Genomic DNA, 19,752 nt, shown 5'->3' with positions numbered 1-19,752 from the left:
ATCACTACTGTTGTCACGTCTTGTCCGGAGCGACGGGGCCGGTGCTCACGATTCTTTCGTTCTGGATGCCGGGTTCCTCGAGCGCCGAGACGCTCTCGCGGCGGGCGTCGTCTAACAGGACGCGGCCCCGACGACTCCGACTGCGGGGCCCGACTGACGCGACGACTCCCGAGGGACGGCCCCAACAGATCGCACGACAGCGGCGGGATCGAGCGGACTGGTAACTCTCATCACGGAAACAATGTAAAAAAGAGTTTCCAGCGAAACTATTTTCGTAAAGGGGAGACGCGTTAGTACCGTACACACATGCCGAGCACGCATCGCGATCCGACGGAGTTCACCGCATCACAACCCCTCAGCAACCCATGAGCGACGAGTACTACGACCGACTCGTCGACGAAGAGAACCTGGTCGACTACCTCGAGGAGCACCTCGGGGACGTCGACGACTACGCGATCGAGCGCCACCAGGAGGGGCACTCGAACGAGACGCTGTTCGTCACCTGGGGCGGCGAGAACCTGGTCATTCGCCGACCGCCGCCGGGCGAGACCGCCGACACGGCCCACGACGTCCTCCGGGAACACCGGGTGACGAAGGCGCTCGCCGACACCGACGTGCCCGTCCCCGAGACCAAGGTCGCCTGCGACGACCACGACGTCATCGGCAGCGACTTCTACGTGATGGAGCGCCTCGAGGGCGACGTGCTCCGGGAGGACGAACCGGAGCGGTTCGCCGATCCCGACCACCGCACGCGGATCGGCGAGGAACTCGTCGACACGCTGGCGAAGATCCACCGGCTGGACTACGAGGAACTCGGTCTCGGCGAGTTCGGGCGCCCCGCCGGCTACACCCAGCGACAGGTCGACCGCTGGGGGAAACAGCTGGCGTGGGCGTTCGAGGTCACCGAAGACGAACGCGAGGTGCCCGACCTCCACGAGGTCGGAGACTGGCTCGAGGAGAACACGCCCGAGGATCACCCCCACTCGCTGGTCCACGGCGACTACAAGCTGGACAACGTCATGTTCGCCCCCGGCACGCCGCCGGCGCTCAACGCCGTCTTCGACTGGGAGATGGCGACCCTGGGCGACCCGCGGGCCGATCTGGGCTGGATGCTCTCCTACTGGCGCGACGCGAAGGACCCCGACCCGGAACTACCGGAACTCGCGACTCGATTTATGGAGCGCGAGGGCTACCCCACCCGCGTCGAACTTGTCGAGCGGTGGGAGGAGCTGACCGGCCTCGAGTTCGAGCACGAGCGGTTCTACCGGACGCTGGCGGTCTACAAACTCGCCGGCCTCGGCGAGATGTTCTTCCGCCGGCACCTCGAGGGCAACGCGGACAACCCGCTGTACCCGAAGATGCGAGAGCGCGTGCCGGCGCTGGCCGCGCGCGCCAAGCGGATCATCGAAGGCGACGAGCCGCTGTAATCGGGCCTCGAACGGCGGGTTCGTGTTTTCGGCGCGGGGCGCTTCTCGAGCGCAACCCGTCCAGCGTTCGTCTGGGGCCGTGTGAATAGAGAACGGATTCGGCATACTAACTCCGTTTATTCCGGAAAGTATGCGTTGAGTCAGCCAATCAGTAGAACTGCGGATGGGACGACGCTTCGATCGACAAAAACGGTGCTTCGACTGACGAAGTGGGTGAAGCGAAGTGTCCTGCTATCGTGGCAACAGTGAGTCGCCACACCCTCCCCAGCCGATTTCTGCTCACGGGCGCTGCGGGACGGCAAAGCCGTCCCGGCAGTCGCGGCGCGTAGCGCCGCGCTCTGCCCGTTCGCATGGTTCGCGGAACCGGAGGTTCCGCGCTAACGCTCGTTCGCAGGCTCACTCGCTCATCCCTCGCACGGCTCCGTCGGCTGGCCTCGTTGTCACTCGCCCAGCCGCCAGCGCGCGCCACCGCAGGTCGGACGGTCGGGCCGAAGCGGGATGCTTGTCGACGATACTGAACAAATCGAACGTTTATCCGTGCGTGCGACGGACGGGCACAGCGTTATCCCGCTCGCTGTCGTACTTCCGGGGATGGCAGACGACAAAAAGGGCCGAAACAAGCAAGCCGACGACGAGGAGCGACGCCAGCGGGAACGAGAACTTCAGGAGGCGCGCGAGCGCAACGACGAAGCCGAACCGGAAGCCCCCGCGCTCGAGGACGAACTCGGCGACCTGAACGAGGAACTCGAGGACCACGAGTACCCGACGACGGCCGACGAACTCGTCGGCGCCCACGGCGACCACGAGGTCGACACGAGCGACGGATCGGAACCCCTCGAGGACGTGTTCGCGCCGGTCGACGACGAATCGTACGACTCCGCCGACGACGTTCGGGGTCGGATTCTGGAATTGATCGACGGCTGACGGGTGGGGCTGCCTCGAACGAGTCGACGTCGGACCGTAGTCACACCTCGCCGAAATAAACTCGAGCCACCGTTACCGTAGTTCACCGAAGCTCCGAATCGACGTACGCGCGGAACAACCGAAGACAACGCGCTTAACATTGCTAAGACGGTGTCGGTGGTATTAAGACGGTCCCGATAGACCACTCGACCATGTCACTGGACAGCATCGACCGCGTCGCCGTGCTGGGCGCGGGCAACATGGGGCACGGAATCACCGAAGTAACCGCGATGGCCGGCTACGATGTCACGATGCGTGACATCAAAGACGAGTTCGTCGAGGACGGCTACGACTCCATCGAGTGGAGCCTCCGGAAGCTCGAGGAGAAGGAGTTGATCGAGGAGTCAGCCGACGAGATCCTCTCGCGGATCGACACGACGACGGACTTGGAGGAGGCCGTCGCCGAGGCCGACCTCGTGATCGAGGCCGCGCCCGAGGATCTGGACCTCAAACACGACATCTTCTCGGACCTCGAGGAGTACACCAGCGGCGACACGCTGCTGGCGACGAACACCTCGAGCCTGCCGATCACGGACATCGCGGAGGCAGTCGACACGCCCGAGCGCGTGCTCGGCCTGCACTTCTTCAACCCGCCGGTCAAGATGGACCTCGTCGAGGTGATCTACGGGCAGGATACCAGCGACGAGGCCGCCGAAGCGGGCTACGAGTGGGTCGAGTCGATCGGCAAGACGCCGATCTACGTCCGCAAGGACGTCCGCGGCTTCGTCGTCAACACCATCGTCGGTCCGTTCGGCGGCGAACCCGCGTTCATGATCTCGGAGGGCGAGGCGACGATCCGCGAGGCCGACGCGACGATGGTCCACGAGCGCGGCTACCCGATGGGACCGTTCGAACTCGCCGACCTCACCGGCATCGACGTCGGTTACCACGTCCGCAAGGAGGGCGGCAGTCCGATCCCGCCGATCACGGAGGAGAAGGTCGAGGCCGATGAACTCGGGCAGAAGACGGGCAAGGGCTTCTACGACTACGAGGACGGCGACGGCGCCGACTACGAGCCAGAGGAGGCGGGCAACTTCGACTGGCTCCGCGTCGAGGCTCGCATGGTCAACCGCGCGGCATTCCTCGTCGGCGAGGACGTCGCCACCCCCGAGGAGGTCGACACGGGCGTCCAGCTCGGGCTCGGCTTCCCCGAGGGCATCTGCCGACGCGGCGACAAGATCGGCCTCGATACGGTTCTCGAGAAGCTCGAGACCCTCTACGAGGAGACCGGCTCGGACCGCTTCGAGCCCCACCCGTACCTCGAGGAGCTCGTCGCGGAGGGCAAGACCGGCGAGGACGCCGGCGAAGGCTTCTACAGCTACGACGACGACAGCCTCGGCCCCTACCACGACCTGAACTACGAACTCGAGGACGGCGTCCTGTCCGTCGAACTCGACCGCCCGTCCCGAATGAACGCGCTCTCCGAGGATCTGCTGGGGGAGATCGACGACCTGTTCTCGTCGGTCGACACCGACGAGGTCCGGTGTGCGACGATCGAGGGCGCGGGCGACCGCGCGTTCTGTGCCGGCGCGGACGTCTCCGGCTTCAGCGACGCCTCGCCGACCGACCTGATGGACGTCACGCCCGCCTTCGAGACGGTCAACGACTTCGAGCGCCCCGTCGTCGCGAAGATCGACGGCTTCTGTCTCGGCGGCGGCCTCGAGCTCGCGCTGGCCTGTGACCTGCGCGTCGCGACCGAGCGCTCGTCGTTCGGCGCCCCCGAGATCAACCTCGGCCTGATCCCCGGCGGCGGCGGCACGCAGCGCCTCCTCCGTACCCTCGGGGAGGCGCGCGCCAAGGAACTCGTCTTCCGCGGCGAGCACATCGACGCCGACCGCGCCGAGGAGTGGGGCCTGATCAACCGCTCGGTGGATCTCGACGAGTTCGACGACACCGTCGAGGAGTTCGTCTCCGACCTCGCCGGCGGTCCGCCGATCGGCCTCAAGATCGCCAAGAAGGTCATGAACGAGGGCGAGGACGCGAGCATGGAAGCCGCCCTCGCGATGGAGAGCCAGGGCTTCGGCCTCCTGACCAGCACCGACGACGTCATCGAGGGCACCGCCGCCTTCGCCGAGGACCGCGAACCCGAGTTCGAAGGCGAGTAACGGAATGCGGGACCCGGAGGATTCGGCCGACTCGTCCGATTCGGACCGCGCGGACGACGCTACCGGCTGGCCCGAGTGGCAGTCGTTCGTCGACAGCCACGGCTACCTGTCGTGGCTCGACGTCCGCGTCGAGTCCCTCGAGCCGGGTCGCGCGGTTCTCGCGATCGACCACGACGAGGAGTTCGAGAACCCGGTCGGCAACGACGGGTACGATCCGATTCACGGCGGCATCGTCGCCAGCCTGATCGATACCGCGAGCGCGTTCGCGCTCCGCGCGACGTTCGACGAGCCGACCGAGGCCGGCCTGACGACGACCGACCTCAACGTCTCGTATCTCCGTCCGGCGACGGGCGACCTCCGCGCCGAAGCGGAGGTCGTTCGAGCCGGCAACACGTCCGGCGTCACGCAGGTGTCGGTCATCGGCGCCGACGGCGAAGCGGCCGTCGGACGAACGACCTATCGCCTCTTCCGGCCGACCGGCGACGACGAACGCTGATCGCCGGCGGTCGACACTCGATAGAAGACTAGAAATCGGAACCGCGTGTGCGTGCTACTCTGTCTCCCTGTGTAGGTCCTCGTAGATCTGCGGGTCCGTCCGGAACTTGAGGACGTTGTGGACCGCCGAGTTCCTGATGTTATCGATGACGTCGCCGTGTTTCTTGTAACAGTCGTGGATCCACTTCGAGATGTCCTGGCGGTCCCGGAACATCATGACGGTCTTCCACTGGTACTCGCCGTCCGAGAGGAAGAAGAACAGGGTGTGTTTGTTCCCCTGGATGTACTCCATGGCGTCGCGCCACCCCTCGTCGAAGTGTTCGGTATTGAACCTGAACTCGAACAGCGCGAAGGTGTAGTACTCCTCGTTCGGGATGATCGCCTCGCGGAAGACGCCCTCGTCGCGCATCCGGCGGATCGACTCGCTGACGGTGACGTGGGAAACGTCGATGCCGTAGTCGGACTCGAGGACGCTCGTCAGCTCCCGGGAGGAGAGCTGCGGGTCGTTCGATAGCTCACAGAGGATCGCGATGTCGCGATCCTTGAAGTCCCAGTTCGGTGGTTCGCCGCCGTCAGTCATATACTCGGATTGTTTTCTCCTGCATCGTTATGTGTCCATTCATTCGAGGAAGTCGAGTAGCCGGTCGGCGTAGGCGTCGGGGCGGTCCTCGGGGACCCAGTGGTAGGCGTCCGAGAGCGGCGCGAGTTCGGCGTCGGCGAGGTCGTCCGCCAGCCGCTCGGCGTAGTCGTAGGGCTGCATGACGTCGTCTTCGCCCCACAGTAGCAGCGTCTCGGCGTCGATCGCGTCGTAGTCGATCTCGGTCGTGTGGTTGGTGTTCGTCGCGACCGCGTTTCGCACCAGCGACAGGTGGCCCTCGTCGGTCAGCCACGGCGCCTTCATTCCCTCGACGAATTCGGGGTCGGCATCGCCGTAGGCGCCGTCGACGAACGCCGAGTCGAGGCGGCCCTCGAGTTCCTCGCGCTCGAGGTCGGCCGTCGACGGCAGGCCGAGGTTCGAGACGAACTCGACGGGCCAGGAGTCGTAGCAGACGGCGTTCGAGAGGACCAACTGGTCGACGACGTCGGGGTTGTGCGCGGCGAAGCGCAGGGCGACCCCGCCGCCGATGTCGTGAGCGACGAGGACGATCCGGTCGATACCGAGGTCCTCGAGCAGTCCCTCGAGCATCGCCTCCTGGGCGCGGATCGAGCGGTCGAAGTCGTCCGACACGGCGGAGTTGCCGTAGCCGACCATGTCCGGGGCGATGGTCCGGCGCTCCTCGGCGACCGCCGGAACGACGTCGCGCCAGAGGAACGACCAGGTCGGGATGCCGTGGACGAAGACCACGGGCGGTTCGTCGCCCCCGTCCGCCGCGTCCGGGCCGTCCTCGTGGTAGGCGACCTCGAGGTCGTGGCCGTCGACGGTGACCGTCGTCGTCGCCTGGTCGTCGCTCCAGGACTCGTGGTCGGCCATCTAGGCACCCCCCGAGGCGGGCCTCGTGGTCGAAGGGGACTGACGAGGGGGACGCGCCCCGCCGGCTTCCGTCGCGCGTGCGGTCGATTCGACTCGTGATTCCGCCGTTCCGATCGGTGTGACTAACTCTCGCATTGGTAGCGCTAACGCGTCACAGTTCAGTTTCCAACATAAAGTCAGTTTGGGCGACGGCTACCGCTGTTAACCGGCGCGACGGGGCGGGGAAACGGAGCGCTATTCGTCCGTGGCCCCGGCCGAGAGCCCCTGTAGCGACTCTTCGCCGATCTCCTCGAGGACGTGGTCGTGAAACGCCTGCAGTGCGGCGCTCTCGTCTTCCGCGAGGACGACGTCGCTGGCCGAGAGGGTCGCGAGCCCGAACGCGCGCGGCGTCGGCGAGTCGAGGAGGTGACGTGCGACGGTTAGCTCGCCGCTCTCGAGGTCGCCGACGATCGCCTCGATCTCGTCGACGTTGAGTTTGTCCTCGAGGATCTCGCGGTAGGTCTCCTCGATGACGGCGAACTCCTCTAAGTCCTCCGCGAAGCCAAGCAGCATCTCGCTGGAGACTTGCTGTTCGCTGGCGGACTTCTCGTAGCCCTTGTACCGCTTGAGGATCATCAGCGAGCGGGTCGCGTTGATCCGGAAGTACCGCTGGAGGAGGTCGGTGCCGGCGAGCGCCGCGCGCAGGTCGTCGCGAACGTCGTCGGGAGCGAGGTCGTCGACGATACCCTCGATGTCGACCTTCCGGTTCAGGGGCATCGAGAGGACGAAGCCGTTGTCGGCGACGGCGACCTGGACGTTGGCGGTCGCCTCCTGGGCGCAGCGGTAGGCCAGCAGCCGCGAGAGGCCGTCGTTGAACTTCCGCCCGTACGTGGAGTGGACGTAGTAGTGGCGCTCGTACTCGTCGCGGTCCCGAACCACTTCGATCGCGAGGCGGTCGCGGGTGCTGACGCTCTCGGTTCCGGCGTACCGGAACTGGTACTCGAACAGCCGGGCGATCGCGCGCACGCTGTCGTCGTCCAGCGGAAACTCCCGCAGCCACGCGCGGACCTGCGGGGGGCCGCCCTCGTCGTAGCGCTCGAGGAGGGCGCCCTGAAAGTCGAGGATCTCTCGGCCGAGGTCGTAGGAGAGGGGCAGGCGCTCGGAGTACCACGATGGGACGGTCGGGCGCGCGCTCGTGCGATCGACGTAGACCTTCGAGCCCCGCCGGTAGCGGTACTCGAAGTGGTCGCCGCCCAGCACGAAGACGTCGCCCTTCTCGAGGGTGTCGAGGTAGCTCTCGTCTAACTGGCCGACCCACTCGTCGCCCGCGCGCGTCTTGACGTCGCAGGTGAACGAGTCCGGAATGGTTCCGATGTTGGTCATGTAGATGACCCGCGCCAGGCGGCCGCGCTTGCCGATCAGCCGTTCGCCGACGGGGTACGCCTCGTGGTGGTGTTCGCCCTCCGGCGGATCGTTCTCGTCGCGCCAGATCTTCGCGTAGACGTTGCGGTCCTCTAAGCCGGCGTACTCGGCGGTGAGATACCGCACGAGGGACTCCCACTCCGCGTCGCCGTAGTTTCGGTAGGGGTACGCGCGCCGGAGGATACCCGTCACCTCCGACTCGGGGCGGATCTCGGCGATGGCCATCCCGTAGACCTGCTGGGCGGCGACGTCCTGGGCGTTCTCGGGGATGGAGACGGAGTCGACGAACCCCTCTTCGGCCTTCTTGAGCATGACCGCACACTCGAGGAGTTCGTCCCGATCGAGGGCGATCACCCGACCCGTCACCGTCTGGCCGACGCGGTGGCCCGCGCGGCCGACGCGCTGGAGCAGCGCGGCGACGGATTTGGGAGACCCCACTTGCACCACGAGGTCGACGTGGGGCATGTCGATCCCCAGTTCGAGGCTCGTCGAGGACGTCACCACGTCGAGACCGCCCTCCTTGAGTCGCCGCTCGACGTCGTGGCGGACGTCCTTCGAGAGGCTGCCGTGGTGACAGCCCGAGTTCTTCTCGTCGTAGGCGTCGAACGTCTCACGGAGGTTGTGCAGGACCCGCTCGGCGCCCGACCGGGTGTTCGTGAAGACGAGCGTGTTCGTGTGGTCCTGGATGTGCTCGTGGAGCATCCGGTAGAACCGCTGCTGGACGATCTCGCGGGGCGTGTTGATCAGGTCGTCGGTCGGACACTCGAGTTCGATGTCGAACTCGCGGGCGAAGCGCGCGTCGACGATTTCGTAGTTTCGAGACGGTCCACCCGGCTCTTCTCGGCCGACCAGAAACTCCGCGACCCCCTCGAGCGGTTCGATCGTCGCCGAACAGCCGATTCGCGTGATCTCGTCCTCGACCATCGCCTCGAGTCGCTCGAGGCTCACTGAGAGGTGGGTTCCGCGCTTGCCAGCCGCCAGCGAGTGGATCTCGTCGACGATGACGTACTCGACGGTCCGCAGTTTCTCGCGGAACTTCGGCGAGTTCAACAAAATTGCGAGCGTCTCGGGTGTCGTGTTCAGAATGTGGGGCGTCTCCTCGAGCATCTTCTGACGGTCGCTCGAGGAGGTGTCGCCGTGGCGGATGGCGTGGCGGATCTCGCCCATCTCCGCCCCGTCGTCCCGTTCGTCGACGATTCTTTCGATTCCCTCGAGGGGGACCTCGAGATTCCGGTGGATGTCGTTGGCCAGCGATTTGAGCGGCGAGACGTAGAGGCAGTAGACGGAGTTCTCGAGGCCGTCGGCGCGCTCCCGATCTTTCTGGTACAGATAGTTGATGATCGACGTGAACGACGCGAGCGTTTTGCCGCTCCCGGTCGGCGCACAGATCAGCGTGTTCGTCCCCTCGTGGATCTTCGGGATCGCGCCCCGCTGGGGCGGCGTGAAGAAGCCCTCGTTCTCGGGAACGTACTCGCCGAACGCCTCGAGCCACCACTCCTGGACCGCCGGCTCGAGGAGGTCGAAGACGTCGCGATCCTCGATCGACGTCGCGTCCGGATCGAAGGGGAGGGCGTCGTCGGCGACCGGCAACTCGAGGCGGTCGTTCCCGCTCATTGTCGTCGTCTCCGGGGCGGGTATGTAAGAGGGTTTGGTCAGCGGAGCGAAAGTGAACGCCGGCACCGAGTGGCCCAGCGCCGTCAGATGACGGCGGCAGCGATCGTCACTGCGACGAATGCGTGCCAGCCGATGGCCGCCGTTCTGACGCGCGTCGACTTCGTCGGGATCGGCGGGTGGCGAAACATCGCGTCGTAGACGAACAGCGTGACGATCAGGGCGCCGCCGGCCAGCCCTGCCGGGAACGCGATCGACGTGGCGAGTCCGAGCGCCGCCCCGAGGCCGAGGCTCCCGACGATGGCGAACAGGAGTTTGTCGTAGTAGTCGAGGTGTGGCACTGGCGTTCTAGTTGGAGAGACGCGGTCCGTCCGCGAAAATTCCCGCCCGATTACGTTTCGGTGGGAATCGGTCCGACCACTTACGGGGCCGGAGTTCGACGACGACACCGCCAACCACGCCATCGTCAGAACTCGGTGACGACTTCGATCCCCCGCGTCTCGTAGTCGGTCATCGCCGCGAGCCGGTCCGAAACGTCCTCGAGTCCGACGCGCCGCGTGACGAGTTTCTCGGGCTCGAGTCGGCTGCCCTCGATCATCCCGAGGAGTTCGTCGTACCGCGAGGGCGGCATGCCCCGCGAGCCGACGACGGTGACGTCCCAGCGGGTCAGTTCGTCGATCGGAAGGGGGACCTCCCCCCGTTCGGCGGCGGTCGTCAGCCCGATCTGGACGTGCGTCCCGCGGATGCGCAGGCAGTCGAGACTGTTACGACAGGTCTCGGCGCGCCCGAGCGCGTCGACGGAGACGTGGGCCCCCTTCTCGGTGAGTCGCTCGATTTCGCTCGGAACGTCGTCGCCGTCCGCGAGTTTCGCGGCGTTCACCGTCGCTTCGGCGCCCAGATCGGCTGCCATCTCGAGCGGCGCTTCCCGGACGTCGACGGCGATCGCGCGGCCGCCGAGAGCGGTCGCGATCTGGACCGCAGCGAGCCCGAGGCCCCCGCAGCCGTGGACGGCCACCCAGTCGCCCGCCTCGAGGTCGGCCCGGTGCGCGAGCGCGTGGAACGCCGTGACGTACCGACACCCCAGCGCGGCGACCGCTTCCGGGGAGACCCCGTCGGGCAGCGTCGCCGCGTTGAAATCGGCGTGGGGCACGTGGACCCGTTCGGCGAACGCGCCGGGGACGTCGGACTCGAATCCGAGCGCGTAGCCGTCCTCGCAGACGTTCCCGTGGCCGTTTCGACACTGGTAGCACGACCCCTCGCCCAGGTTGAACGGGACGGCGACGCGGTCGCCCGCTTCGACCGTCTCGACCCGTTCGCCCACCCGCGCGACGCGGCCTGCGGGCTCGTGACCCAGGATCTGGCCGAGGGGAACCCGATCGTCGGCCCACTCGCCGTGGCCCCGCCAGGCGTGCCAGTCGCTCCGGCAGATCCCGCAGGCCTCGACGTCGACGACGACGCCGTGGGGCGCGAGTTCCGGGTCGACGACCGACTCGATCGACAGCGGTTCCCCGTAGCCCTCGAGTACTGCAGCGCGCATACCGTCGTCATCGCGCGCCGACGTGGTAACGGCTCCGGCTCCCGTGAGCGAGTCCCACCGCAGCGCCTCGAGTCGGTCGCGAGAAGCTAGCCTTATCGGAGCGGCCGTACGAGCGGTACGTATGCGCGTCACCTTCCTCGGAAGCGGCAGTGCGATGCCGACCGGCGAGCGGTTCCAGACGGGAATTCTCGTCCAGGACGACGGTCGGACGGTGCTGATCGACTGCGGGTCCGGCGTCCTCCACCGGTTGCAGCAGTCCGGCGTCGGCTACGAGAACGTCTCGACGGTCCTTCTCACGCACCACCACCTCGACCACGTCGCCGACCTGCTCCCGCTGATAAAGGCCCGCTGGCTCGCCGGCGAGGAGCACCTCGAGGTCGTCGGCCCGCAGGGAACGAAGTCCCTGCTCGACGAACTGCTCGAGGTCCACGAGTACATGCAGGGGAAAATCGATCTGCAGGTGCGCGAGGTCGTCCCCGGCGAGTTCTCGGTCGCGGGGTTCGACGTCACCGCGTACGAGACCCGTCACTCGCTGCCGTGTCTCGCGTATCGCTTCGGCGACCTGTTCACGTTCAGCGGCGACAGCGAGGCCTTCGCCGGCCTGGCGAACTTCGCCGAGGGATCGGCGGTGGTGGCCCACGACTGTTCCTTCCCCGACGACGTCGACGTCTCGAACCATCCGACGCCCGACGCGCTCGGTCGGGAACTGGCCGGGCGGGAGATCGGTCGGATCTACCTGACCCACCTCTATCCGCACACCGACGGCCGCCACGAGGAGATGCTCGAGTCAATCGGGGCCCACTACGACGGCGACGTTCGATTCGCCGAGGACCTGAAGACGGTCTCGATCGAGTGAGGTGGGGTACCGGTCGACGCCGATCACCGTCTGTGACGGAAGCCGGCGACTTCTCGCGGAAGTAGTCACGCGATGCGAAAGCGACCCGATCGAGCGGTCGCTCCATCGCAGTCGAACCCTGCCCTCTCTTGCGAATGTCGCGCATACTGATGTCCGTATCCGAACAGGTATATGCCCCGAGTTTGTAGGATCGTAACAACAGAATGGTCTTCAGGACGGAATCGACGAATTTCGGAGGCATAATCGGATGAGCGTGCCGGATCGGCTCGCGGACGCGGTGACGGGCCACTCCCGGATCGTCATCGTCGTCTTGCTGGTATTCACGGCGCTGGTCGGCGCCGGGATGCCGATGGTCGACGACGACTCCTCGCTCGACCAGTTCGAGAGCGAATCCGAGGAGGCGAAGGCTCTCGAGCGAATTCAGGGCAACTCCGAGGGCGGCATCGAACCCTACTTCGCGACCGAGGGCGACGAGAACACCACCAGCGTACAGGTGATCGTCCGCGGCGACAACGTGCTCACCAAGGAGTCGCTGATCGCCTCCCTCGAGTTCCAGCAGGAACTTCGAGACGACGAGTCGATCAATTCGACGCTGGTCGAGAATCAGTCGATCTTCGGCATCGAGAACCTCGTCGCGAACGCGGCGATCATGAACCAGCAGATGGCTGACGGCCAAGCGCAAGGTGCCAATAGTCAGCAGCCACAGGATGGCCAGCAGGCACAGGACGGTCAGCAGACGCAGCAAACGCAGGACGGCCAGCAGACCCAAGCGGGCCAACAGGCGCCCGGAGCGGGCGGCGGTGACCAGCCGACGCTCGAGGAACAGATCGCCGCCCTCGAGGACCTCGACGACGAGGAGTACGAGCAGGTCCTCGAGCAGACGCTCTCGGAGACCGACGGCGGGCAGAACCCCGCGCTCGCGCTGATGCCCAGTTCCTACGATCCGGGGAGCACCGAGGCCGAGACGCGGATGACCGCGGTGACCCAGTCCACCACCAGCGACGCCACGGGCGGGATGGGCGGTGGGGCCGTTAGCGAGCAGATCGTCGAGAGTCAACTCGAGATCCGCGACCTCGCGAACGCGCAGGACGAGGACTACATCGTCTTCGGCGGCGGTATCATCACCGACGAGATCGACCGTTCGATGGGCGACAGTCTCGCCATCGTCGGCCCGCTCGCGCTGGTGTTCGTCGTTATCGCCCTGCTGGTCGCCTACCGCGACCTGCTGGACATCGTGCTGGGCGTCGTCGGCATCGCCGCGGTGCTCATTTGGACGTTCGGCTTCATGGGCTGGGCGGGCATCGCGTTCAACCAGATGTTCGTCGCGGTGCCCGTCCTCTTGATCGGGCTCTCGATCGACTACGCGATCCACGTCTTCATGCGTCACCGTGAACAGCGTGAGGAGGACGGCAAAACCAGTACCGTCCGCGGCTCGATGAGTATCGCGCTGGCCGGCGTCGGCGCCGCGCTCGTCTGGGTGACGGCGACGACCGTCATCGGCTTCCTCTCGAACCTCGTCAGTCCGATCGGCCCGATCCGCGAGTTCGGGATCGTCAGCTCCGTCGGGATCGTCGCCGCGCTGATCGTCTTCGGCGCCCTGATCCCCGCGCTGAAGGTCGAGATCGACGAGTTCCTCGAGGGGCGCGGCCTCGATCGCCGCAAACGCGCGTTCGGGACCGGGGGCGGTCGCTTCAGTCAGATCCTGACGGTCGGCTCGACGGCCGCCCGAAAGGCGCCGATGGTCGTCCTCGTCCTCGTCCTCCTGCTCTCGGCGGGTGGCGCCTACGGCGCGACGCAGGTCGACACCAGCTTCCAGGAGGAGGACTTCCTCGCGGAGAGTCCGCCGGCCTGGACCGAGAAGCTGCCGGGCGGAATGAGCCCCGGCGAGTACCACGCGAAGGACGATCTGGAGTTCGTCAACCAACACTTCCAGCGCCAGGACAGTCAGGCGCAGATCCTCGTCGAGAGCGACGGGGGCGGCGTCGACGACCCCGACCTACTTGCGGAGATCAACGAGACGCGCAACGACGCCGCGGCGAGCGACGTCGCCTACGAGATGGCGAACGGCGACGCCGACGTCCAGGACCCGCTGTCGACGATGGAATCGGTCGCCGCGCAGAACGAGAGCTTCAACGAGTCGTTCAGAGCGGTCGACACCGACGGCGACGGCGTCCCCGACGAGAACGTGACGGCGCTGTACGATCAGCTGTTCGAACTCGACGGGGAGGCCGCCAGCCAGGTCCTCCATCGGACCGACGGCGGCGAGTACGACGCGGCCCGAATGGTGGTCGGCATTCAGGGCGGCGCCACCGCCAGCGAGACGACCGAGGAGATGCGGACGCTCGCCGAGAACATCGAGGACGGCGGCGACGGTCGCTGGAGCGCCATCGCCACCGGCAGTCCGATCGTCAACCACATCGTCGAACAGGACCTGCTGAACACCGTCCTCGAGAGCCTGCTGATCACGCTCGTGGCCGTGTTCGTCTTCCTCTCGGGCGCGTACTACCTGACCGGCGACACCGCCACGCTGGGTGCCGTCACCCTGTTGCCCGTCGCGTTCACCGTCAGCTGGATCCTCGGCACGATGTATCTCATCGGGATGCCGTTCAACGTGCTCACGGGGATGATCACGAGCCTCACCATCGGGCTCGGCGTGGCCTACAGCATCCACGTCAGCGATCGCTACACGCTCGAACTCGAGCGTCAGGGCAACGTCTGGTCGGCGCTACAGACGACCGTCACCGGGACCGGCGGCGCCCTGCTGGGCAGCGCGGCGACGACCGTCGGCGGCTTCGGGACGCTCGCCTTCGCGATCCTCCCCGCGCTTCGGCAGTTCGGCATCATCACCGGGCTGACGATCACCTACGCGTTCCTCGCCAGCGTCATCGTCCTGCCGTCGCTGCTGGTGCTGTGGACCCGCTACTTCGGCCCGGACGTCTCGTTCGACGTCCCGAGTGCACGGGCCGGTGCGGCCACCGCGAGCGACGGCGGGACCGAGACCGACGACGCGTCCCGCGGAGGTGGCGACGAGTGACCGAGAGCGAGGGCGAGGCCGTCGAGGCCTTCGAACGGCTGGGGCTGACCAGCTACGAGGCGAAGGTGTTCATCGCGCTCCACCGGCTGGGCGCGGGAACGGCCAGAGACGTCGCCGACGTCACCGACGTCCCGCGCTCGCAGGTCTACAGCGTCGCCGAGAGCCTCGAGGAGCGCGGCCTCGTCGAGACCCAGCAGTCGAATCCGATCCGATACCGGCCGGTGAGCCTCGAGGAGGGCCAGCGAATACTCGAGGAGCGGTTCGAACGCGAACGCGAGCGGGCGTTCGACTACGTGGACGCGGTCAAACAGGAGGCGACGACCGAAGAAACGCAGGAAGACATCTGGACCGTCCGGAGCCGCGACCGCGTCGACGATCGGGTCGTCGATCTCCTCTCGCAAGCGACCGACAAGATCGTCATCGGAGCGCGGCTTCCGGAACTGCTCACGGAGTCGATCGAACGGACGCTCGAGGAACGGGCCGCGGCCGGCGTCTCCGTGCTCGCGATCAGCCGGGACGACGGGATCCGGGAGCGACTCGGCGCCATCGACGGCGCCACCGTCGAGACGCCGCCGCCCTACCGCGAGGGCGACCAGCGATCGGGACGGATCGTCATCGTCGACGACGACGGGATCTTGCTGAGCGTCCTCGACGACGACGGCAGCGAGACGGCGATCTGGAGTTCGGGATCGCTGTTCGCGTCCGTGCTGATCGAACTGATCGAGGCCAGCGACGAACTGCAGCCCGGGTCGGAGTGACGCGGTTTCGGTCGGGGTGACGAGATCTCGGTCGGAGTGACGGGGTCCCGATTAGGGTGACCAGGCCTCGACCGGTCCCGTCGTCCCGCCCCCCGTCACTCGAGTCGATACCGCAACAGGGCGGCGATTCCGCCGAGGTTCGAGAGCTGCTGGCCCGGCGGGAACTCGCTCGAGAAGACCGTCACGTCGCCGCCCTTCTGCTCGGTCGTGCGGACGATGTCGTCGACGCTGATGGCCCACTCGCCGTCGGGGCCGCGTTCCTTCTGTAATCGGTCGTCGAGGACGAGCAGGCGTTCGATCGCGCCGAACTCGGCGGCCTGCTGGACCTGCTCGGGGCCGTAGGCCGCTTTCGCGCCCTCGGCCATCCGGCGGGTGAGTTCGTCGATGTACTCGGCTTCGCTCTCGATGCGGGTCTCCTGCTGGACGTCGGCGACGGCGCCGCGCTTGAGCACCTCGTGGACGCCGCGGTCGCCGACGCTGGCCGTGTCGACCATCGTGATCGTCTCGGTGAGTTCGGGTTCGTTCTGCTCGATGTACTTGTAGGCGTCCTGCTTCGTGAAGCCGGGTCCGGCGAGAATGATCGCGTCCGCGTCCTGGCGTTTCAGGACCGTCGCGAGTTCGTCGAACAGCTCCGAGCGTCCGCGGGCGTACTCGCCCTTTCCGGTCGTGCCGGTGATCGTCGCCCGCTCCTCGGTGCCGTACTGGGCGACCGAGTGGACGTGGGCCTGCCCCTCCTCGACGGTCGCGATGGCGACGTCCGGGTTCTCGGTGGCCTCCTCGGCCTCCTCGAGGCGGGCCTCCTGATCCGGCTTGAACCACTTCTCGATCGAGAGTTCGTCGCGCTCCTCGACGTTCAGCGTGTGGTGAAAGCCCAGTTGATCCTCGCGCGAGCAGGCGACGATCTCGCCGCCGACCCGTAGCCGATTGGCGAACTTGTGGAACTCGACGTCCTCGACGGCGATGGCGACCCACATGTGCTCTCGCTCGCCGCCCGTATCCCGCATCTGGTCGTCGTTGCGCTGGATCCGCCGGGTCGTGTCTCCCGCGACCCGATCGCCGGGCTCGAGGACGTACTGCAAATGCCAGAGGTCGTCGACGCTCTCGGGGACGACGGTCACCCGTTCGCGCCCGCCCTCGACCTGTTCCCGGTCTTTGATCTGCATGGGCGTGGCTTTGCGGGGTGGCGGTAAGTGGGCTGCGATCCCGGTGACGGTCGCTCGCGGTCGCTCAGTAGACGACGTGCAAGAGGACGTAGACGACGATCCCAAGCGAGAACGAGATCAGCCAGAGGCTCGCCGCGACCCGGCCAACGCGGGCGTGGGCGGTCCGGCGGAGTTCGGAAACGGGGTAGGCGCCCGCGAGCAGCAGCGCGTAGTAGACCAGCGGCACGCAGACGATCGCGAGGAAGATGTGCACCGCGAGGATCGGCAGGTAGACGAACTGCCTGATCGCGTCGGGACCGGGGAACGGCTGGGGGCCGCCCATGGCGACCAGCCGGTAGAGGTAGAACGTCAGGAAGGCCGCGAACAGGACGAACGAGGCGACCATCGCGGCCCGATGCCTGTCGACGTCGCCGCGGCGGATCGCCCGCCAGCCGACCGTGATCGTTCCGATCGCCGTCGCGCTGATGAGGGCGTTGAGGAGGGGAATCGCGTCGAGAATCCATTCGGGCGCGGCCGGTACCGTCGACTGCGGAATGCGGCCGCCCGCAGCCGCGAAGACGATCGCGAGCGACACGACGCTCAGAACGGCGGTGAGGAGGGTGACGCGCTCTCGAGGGACGTGCTCCATAGTTCGCAGTTCGGCCCCGGCAGGAAAGTGGTTACTGTCCTGGTCGATTGCGCATCGCATCAACGATACTAATGGAGCCATCGCTCGAAGACTTGAATATCGACGGATCCGAACAGTGCTGTTGCTGTTTGATGCGCTTTCATTTAGAAATTATTAAATATCATAGCAGCCACATATTTCATATGGGAGTACAGCGTACTGTCCCTGTTGCACTCAACGTGGACAGCGACGACGCTGCACTCCTCGAAGACACTGTAGATACGTTCCTCTGGTCAGCGCAATACGTTGTGGACTACGCTTTCAAAGGCGAATACGTCACTACCAGCAAAACCACACTGGACAACGAAACCTACAACAACGTGCGCGAGAAGACAGACGGTTTCAATGGCGGTCTCGTCCAAGCCGCTCGGAACAAGGCTGCTGAAGCCTGCAAGAGCGTTGTTGCTCGCTGGAAGAACGGGAAGCAAGCGTCGAAACCACACTTCACCAGTCCACATGTCGTCTATGACAAACGCACCGCCACCTTCCACGAGGACTACGTGAGCCTTGCCACGACCGAAGGCCGCGTCGAAGCTGATTACGTGCTACCCGACGAGAACAGCGACACGCCGCACTCCGAATACCTGTTTTCGGACGAATACGAAACCACGGGTGCGGAACTGCACTCTCGAGACGGTAACTGGGTGCTTCACGTCAACTGCAAGACGGACGTGGAGTCCGACACGTCGGAACAGGCAACCACCGAGAACGGAACGGTTCTCGGGATTGACCTCGGCGTGAATAACCTTGCCGTCACCTCAACGGGCACGTTCTGGACGGGTGACGAGTTCGACCATTGGCGACGAGAGTACGAAAAACGACGTGGCTCGCTACAACAGTGTGGGACACGCTGGGCGCACGAAAACAGCCAATCTGTTGGACAGAAAGAGGAAGGTCGGTTCAAGTTGATGTTACACCACATCAGCAACGAACTCGTCGCTGAAGCCCGTGAGAACGGGTGTTCGGTTATCGCGTTCGAGGACTTAACCGATATTCGAGAACGCACTGGCGCATCGTGGGGACATAAGTGGGCGTTCGACCGTCTCTACGAGTACGTCGAGTACAAGGCAGAGGAATATGGAATCGCGGTCGAACAAGTCGACCCTGAGAACACGTCGCGGCGTTGCTCACACTGTGGGTTCACACACCCTGACAATCGAGACAGCGAGGACTTCGAATGTCGGAAGTGTGGGTATGTGAATCACGCGGATTACAACGCCGCAAAGAACATCGGTTTGCGGTATCTCCGTCGCAACCAAACTGGGGGCGACGGAGGCGCACTCTTGGGCGTGCGCTTGAACAGCGGGACGGTGAACGTGAACGGAGGCTATTCTCCTGCCACTAATAGTGGCCAGAACGGGAGTCCACGCTGAATCCCACCGCTAAAGCGGAGGGAAGCTCAAGCGTGGGTGATGTCTACGAAGGAAAATTACCTGCATCGTTTCGCTCAACGGTAAAACCGCCTCACGTTTGGTGGAGATCGCCCACCCATGCGATGCGTGGGACCGGATTCGAACCGGCGGACCCCTACGGGACAGCGCCCTCAACGCTGCGCCGTTGGCCTGGCTTGGCTACCCACGCTCGCGGTGTCTTTGTCTTACTGCACTCCTTCGTAGCCAACGGCATTACAAAACACTTTCTTTTCGGTCGGGTCCTGCGGCGGGGTCACAGGGGACTGACCGGATTCGAGGCGGTGATTTGAAATGCTCGAGTTGCCAAAAGGTACCATGGCTAAGTATTCGACGGGTTCGTCGTCCGGCGGCGGCGGGACGAACTGCGAACTCTGCGGTGCCGAGAGCAACTCGCTTCGACTCGCCACCGTCGCCGGCGCCGAACTCGAGGTCTGTCCGGACTGCGCGCCCCACGACGACACGCAGAAGCGCTCGCGGTCCCGGGGTGGGTCGGGTTCCGGCTCCGGCGGCGGAGGTGGAGGCGGCTCGAGCGACGAACCGAGTCGCAAACAGAAGGCGGCCCAGAACGTCGCCAAGGCTAATCCCGTCTGGGACGGCGACTCCGAACACTGGGAGAAAGAGGGGACGAACTACGACGACGATCCGCTCCCGTACCTCGTCTCGAGTTACGGGGAGAAACTGGAAGCGGCCCGTCAGGAGGCCGGCCTCCAGCGCTCGGAACTCGCCGAGGAACTCGGTGCGCGCGAGAAGGACCTCCTCGCGGTCGAACAGGGTCGGGCGACGCAGGCCGGCGTCGGCGGCGGGCTGATCACGGCCCTCGAGGAGCGACTCGACGTGACGCTGTCGGAGTGA

15 protein-coding genes, 1 tRNA gene and 1 pseudogene are annotated in these 19,752 nt (G+C 65.8%); 9 read left to right on the top strand and 8 right to left on the bottom strand.

All coding sequences use genetic code 11. The features are described 5' to 3' along the window. The first annotated feature begins 365 nt into the window (after positions 1–365). The 4 genes from J0X25_RS19975 (at position 366) to J0X25_RS19960 (ending at position 4,991) form a co-directional block, all read left to right on the top strand. Positions 366–1,427 (top strand): phosphotransferase family protein, encoded by a 1,062-nt coding sequence (locus J0X25_RS19975; protein ID WP_207289206.1) that lies wholly within the window; start codon positions 366–368, stop codon positions 1,425–1,427. 591 nt (positions 1,428–2,018) lie between these two features. Further along, positions 2,019–2,351 carry a DUF5789 family protein gene (locus tag J0X25_RS19970; protein ID WP_207289205.1) on the top strand — a complete coding sequence of 111 codons (333 nt, stop codon included), beginning with the start codon at positions 2,019–2,021 and terminating at the stop codon, positions 2,349–2,351. A 191-nt stretch (positions 2,352–2,542) separates the two neighbouring features. Then, complete coding sequence (locus J0X25_RS19965) at positions 2,543–4,495, top strand: 3-hydroxyacyl-CoA dehydrogenase/enoyl-CoA hydratase family protein (protein ID WP_207289204.1); 1,953 nt, start codon at positions 2,543–2,545, stop codon at positions 4,493–4,495. Positions 4,496–4,499: 4 nt separating this feature from the next. Continuing rightward, on the top strand, positions 4,500–4,991 hold the full coding sequence (locus J0X25_RS19960) for a PaaI family thioesterase (RefSeq protein ID WP_207289203.1): 492 nt from the start codon (positions 4,500–4,502) through the stop codon (positions 4,989–4,991). Positions 4,992–5,045: 54 nt separating this feature from the next. Here J0X25_RS19960 and J0X25_RS19955 read toward each other — a convergent pair whose 3' ends face one another. The 5 genes from J0X25_RS19955 to J0X25_RS19935 all read right to left on the bottom strand — a co-directional run bounded on the left by J0X25_RS19955 (position 5,046) and on the right by J0X25_RS19935 (position 11,010). Next, a complete protein-coding gene (locus J0X25_RS19955) occupies positions 5,046–5,570 on the bottom strand; it encodes an Lrp/AsnC family transcriptional regulator (RefSeq protein WP_207289202.1) in 525 nt (174 codons plus the stop codon). Positions 5,571–5,609: 39 nt separating this feature from the next. Further along, on the bottom strand, positions 5,610–6,461 hold the full coding sequence (locus J0X25_RS19950) for an alpha/beta fold hydrolase (protein WP_207289201.1): 852 nt from the start codon (positions 6,459–6,461) through the stop codon (positions 5,610–5,612). A 234-nt stretch (positions 6,462–6,695) separates the two neighbouring features. Next, entirely contained in the window at positions 6,696–9,476 is a 2,781-nt protein-coding gene (locus J0X25_RS19945; RefSeq protein ID WP_207289200.1) for an ATP-dependent helicase, read from the bottom strand. 83 nt (positions 9,477–9,559) lie between these two features. Beyond that, entirely contained in the window at positions 9,560–9,814 is a 255-nt protein-coding gene (locus J0X25_RS19940) for a DUF8015 family protein (protein ID WP_207289199.1), read from the bottom strand. A gap of 125 nt (positions 9,815–9,939) precedes the next feature. Continuing rightward, complete coding sequence (locus tag J0X25_RS19935; RefSeq protein ID WP_207289198.1) at positions 9,940–11,010, bottom strand: zinc-dependent alcohol dehydrogenase family protein; 1,071 nt, start codon at positions 11,008–11,010, stop codon at positions 9,940–9,942. 121 nt (positions 11,011–11,131) lie between these two features. Here J0X25_RS19935 and J0X25_RS19930 point away from each other — a divergent pair, with 121 nt between their 5' ends. From J0X25_RS19930 to J0X25_RS19920, 3 genes are all read left to right on the top strand, one after another. Beyond that, a complete protein-coding gene (locus J0X25_RS19930) occupies positions 11,132–11,866 on the top strand; it encodes an MBL fold metallo-hydrolase (RefSeq protein ID WP_207289197.1) in 735 nt (244 codons plus the stop codon). 247 nt (positions 11,867–12,113) lie between these two features. Continuing rightward, positions 12,114–14,900 carry an efflux RND transporter permease subunit gene (locus J0X25_RS19925; protein ID WP_207289196.1) on the top strand — a complete coding sequence of 929 codons (2,787 nt, stop codon included), beginning with the start codon at positions 12,114–12,116 and terminating at the stop codon, positions 14,898–14,900. Continuing rightward, a complete protein-coding gene (locus J0X25_RS19920) occupies positions 14,897–15,658 on the top strand; it encodes a TrmB family transcriptional regulator (RefSeq protein WP_207289195.1) in 762 nt (253 codons plus the stop codon). Before J0X25_RS19925 ends, J0X25_RS19920 begins: the two co-directional genes overlap by 4 nt. Positions 15,659–15,753: 95 nt before the next feature. Here the strand turns inward: J0X25_RS19920 and J0X25_RS19915 are convergent, their stop codons facing one another. Continuing rightward, a complete protein-coding gene (locus tag J0X25_RS19915; protein WP_207289194.1) occupies positions 15,754–16,821 on the bottom strand; it encodes an mRNA surveillance protein pelota in 1,068 nt (355 codons plus the stop codon). Between the two features lie 64 nt (positions 16,822–16,885). Further along, complete coding sequence (locus tag J0X25_RS19910; RefSeq protein ID WP_207289193.1) at positions 16,886–17,449, bottom strand: DUF420 domain-containing protein; 564 nt, start codon at positions 17,447–17,449, stop codon at positions 16,886–16,888. Between the two features lie 182 nt (positions 17,450–17,631). Between J0X25_RS19910 and J0X25_RS19905 the strand changes: the two are divergent. Then, positions 17,632–18,874 (top strand): annotated as a pseudogene (locus J0X25_RS19905) (RNA-guided endonuclease InsQ/TnpB family protein). A 110-nt stretch (positions 18,875–18,984) separates the two neighbouring features. Here the strand turns inward: J0X25_RS19905 and J0X25_RS19900 are convergent. Next, positions 18,985–19,069, bottom strand: a tRNA-Leu gene (locus J0X25_RS19900). 146 nt (positions 19,070–19,215) lie between these two features. Between J0X25_RS19900 and J0X25_RS19895 the strand changes: the two genes are divergently transcribed. Beyond that, positions 19,216–19,752 (top strand): helix-turn-helix domain-containing protein, encoded by a 537-nt coding sequence (locus J0X25_RS19895; RefSeq protein WP_207289191.1) that lies wholly within the window; start codon positions 19,216–19,218, stop codon positions 19,750–19,752.

Source organism: Haloterrigena alkaliphila (genome assembly GCF_017352155.2).
GTDB classification, from domain to species: domain Archaea; phylum Halobacteriota; class Halobacteria; order Halobacteriales; family Natrialbaceae; genus Haloterrigena; species Haloterrigena alkaliphila.
The sequence above is the reverse complement of the archived record's forward strand: the minus strand, read 5'-3'. Positions and strand labels throughout refer to the sequence as shown.

What these genes read in the sequence shown, in the direction of transcription:
- J0X25_RS19975 (WP_207289206.1), top strand. Translation starts at nt 366, where the DNA reads ATGAGCGACGAGTACTACGACCGACTCGTCGACGAAGAGAACCTGGTC.
- J0X25_RS19970 (WP_207289205.1), top strand. Translation starts at nt 2,019, where the DNA reads ATGGCAGACGACAAAAAGGGCCGAAACAAGCAAGCCGACGACGAGGAG.
- J0X25_RS19965 (WP_207289204.1), top strand. Translation starts at nt 2,543, where the DNA reads ATGTCACTGGACAGCATCGACCGCGTCGCCGTGCTGGGCGCGGGCAAC.
- J0X25_RS19960 (WP_207289203.1), top strand. Translation starts at nt 4,500, where the DNA reads ATGCGGGACCCGGAGGATTCGGCCGACTCGTCCGATTCGGACCGCGCG.
- J0X25_RS19955 (WP_207289202.1), bottom strand. Translation starts at nt 5,570, where the DNA reads ATGACTGACGGCGGCGAACCACCGAACTGGGACTTCAAGGATCGCGAC.
- J0X25_RS19950 (WP_207289201.1), bottom strand. Translation starts at nt 6,461, where the DNA reads ATGGCCGACCACGAGTCCTGGAGCGACGACCAGGCGACGACGACGGTC.
- J0X25_RS19945 (WP_207289200.1), bottom strand. Translation starts at nt 9,476, where the DNA reads ATGAGCGGGAACGACCGCCTCGAGTTGCCGGTCGCCGACGACGCCCTC.
- J0X25_RS19935 (WP_207289198.1), bottom strand. Translation starts at nt 11,010, where the DNA reads ATGCGCGCTGCAGTACTCGAGGGCTACGGGGAACCGCTGTCGATCGAG.
- J0X25_RS19930 (WP_207289197.1), top strand. Translation starts at nt 11,132, where the DNA reads ATGCGCGTCACCTTCCTCGGAAGCGGCAGTGCGATGCCGACCGGCGAG.
- J0X25_RS19925 (WP_207289196.1), top strand. Translation starts at nt 12,114, where the DNA reads ATGAGCGTGCCGGATCGGCTCGCGGACGCGGTGACGGGCCACTCCCGG.
- J0X25_RS19915 (WP_207289194.1), bottom strand. Translation starts at nt 16,821, where the DNA reads ATGCAGATCAAAGACCGGGAACAGGTCGAGGGCGGGCGCGAACGGGTG.
- J0X25_RS19910 (WP_207289193.1), bottom strand. Translation starts at nt 17,449, where the DNA reads ATGGAGCACGTCCCTCGAGAGCGCGTCACCCTCCTCACCGCCGTTCTG.
- J0X25_RS19895 (WP_207289191.1), top strand. Translation starts at nt 19,216, where the DNA reads ATGGCTAAGTATTCGACGGGTTCGTCGTCCGGCGGCGGCGGGACGAAC.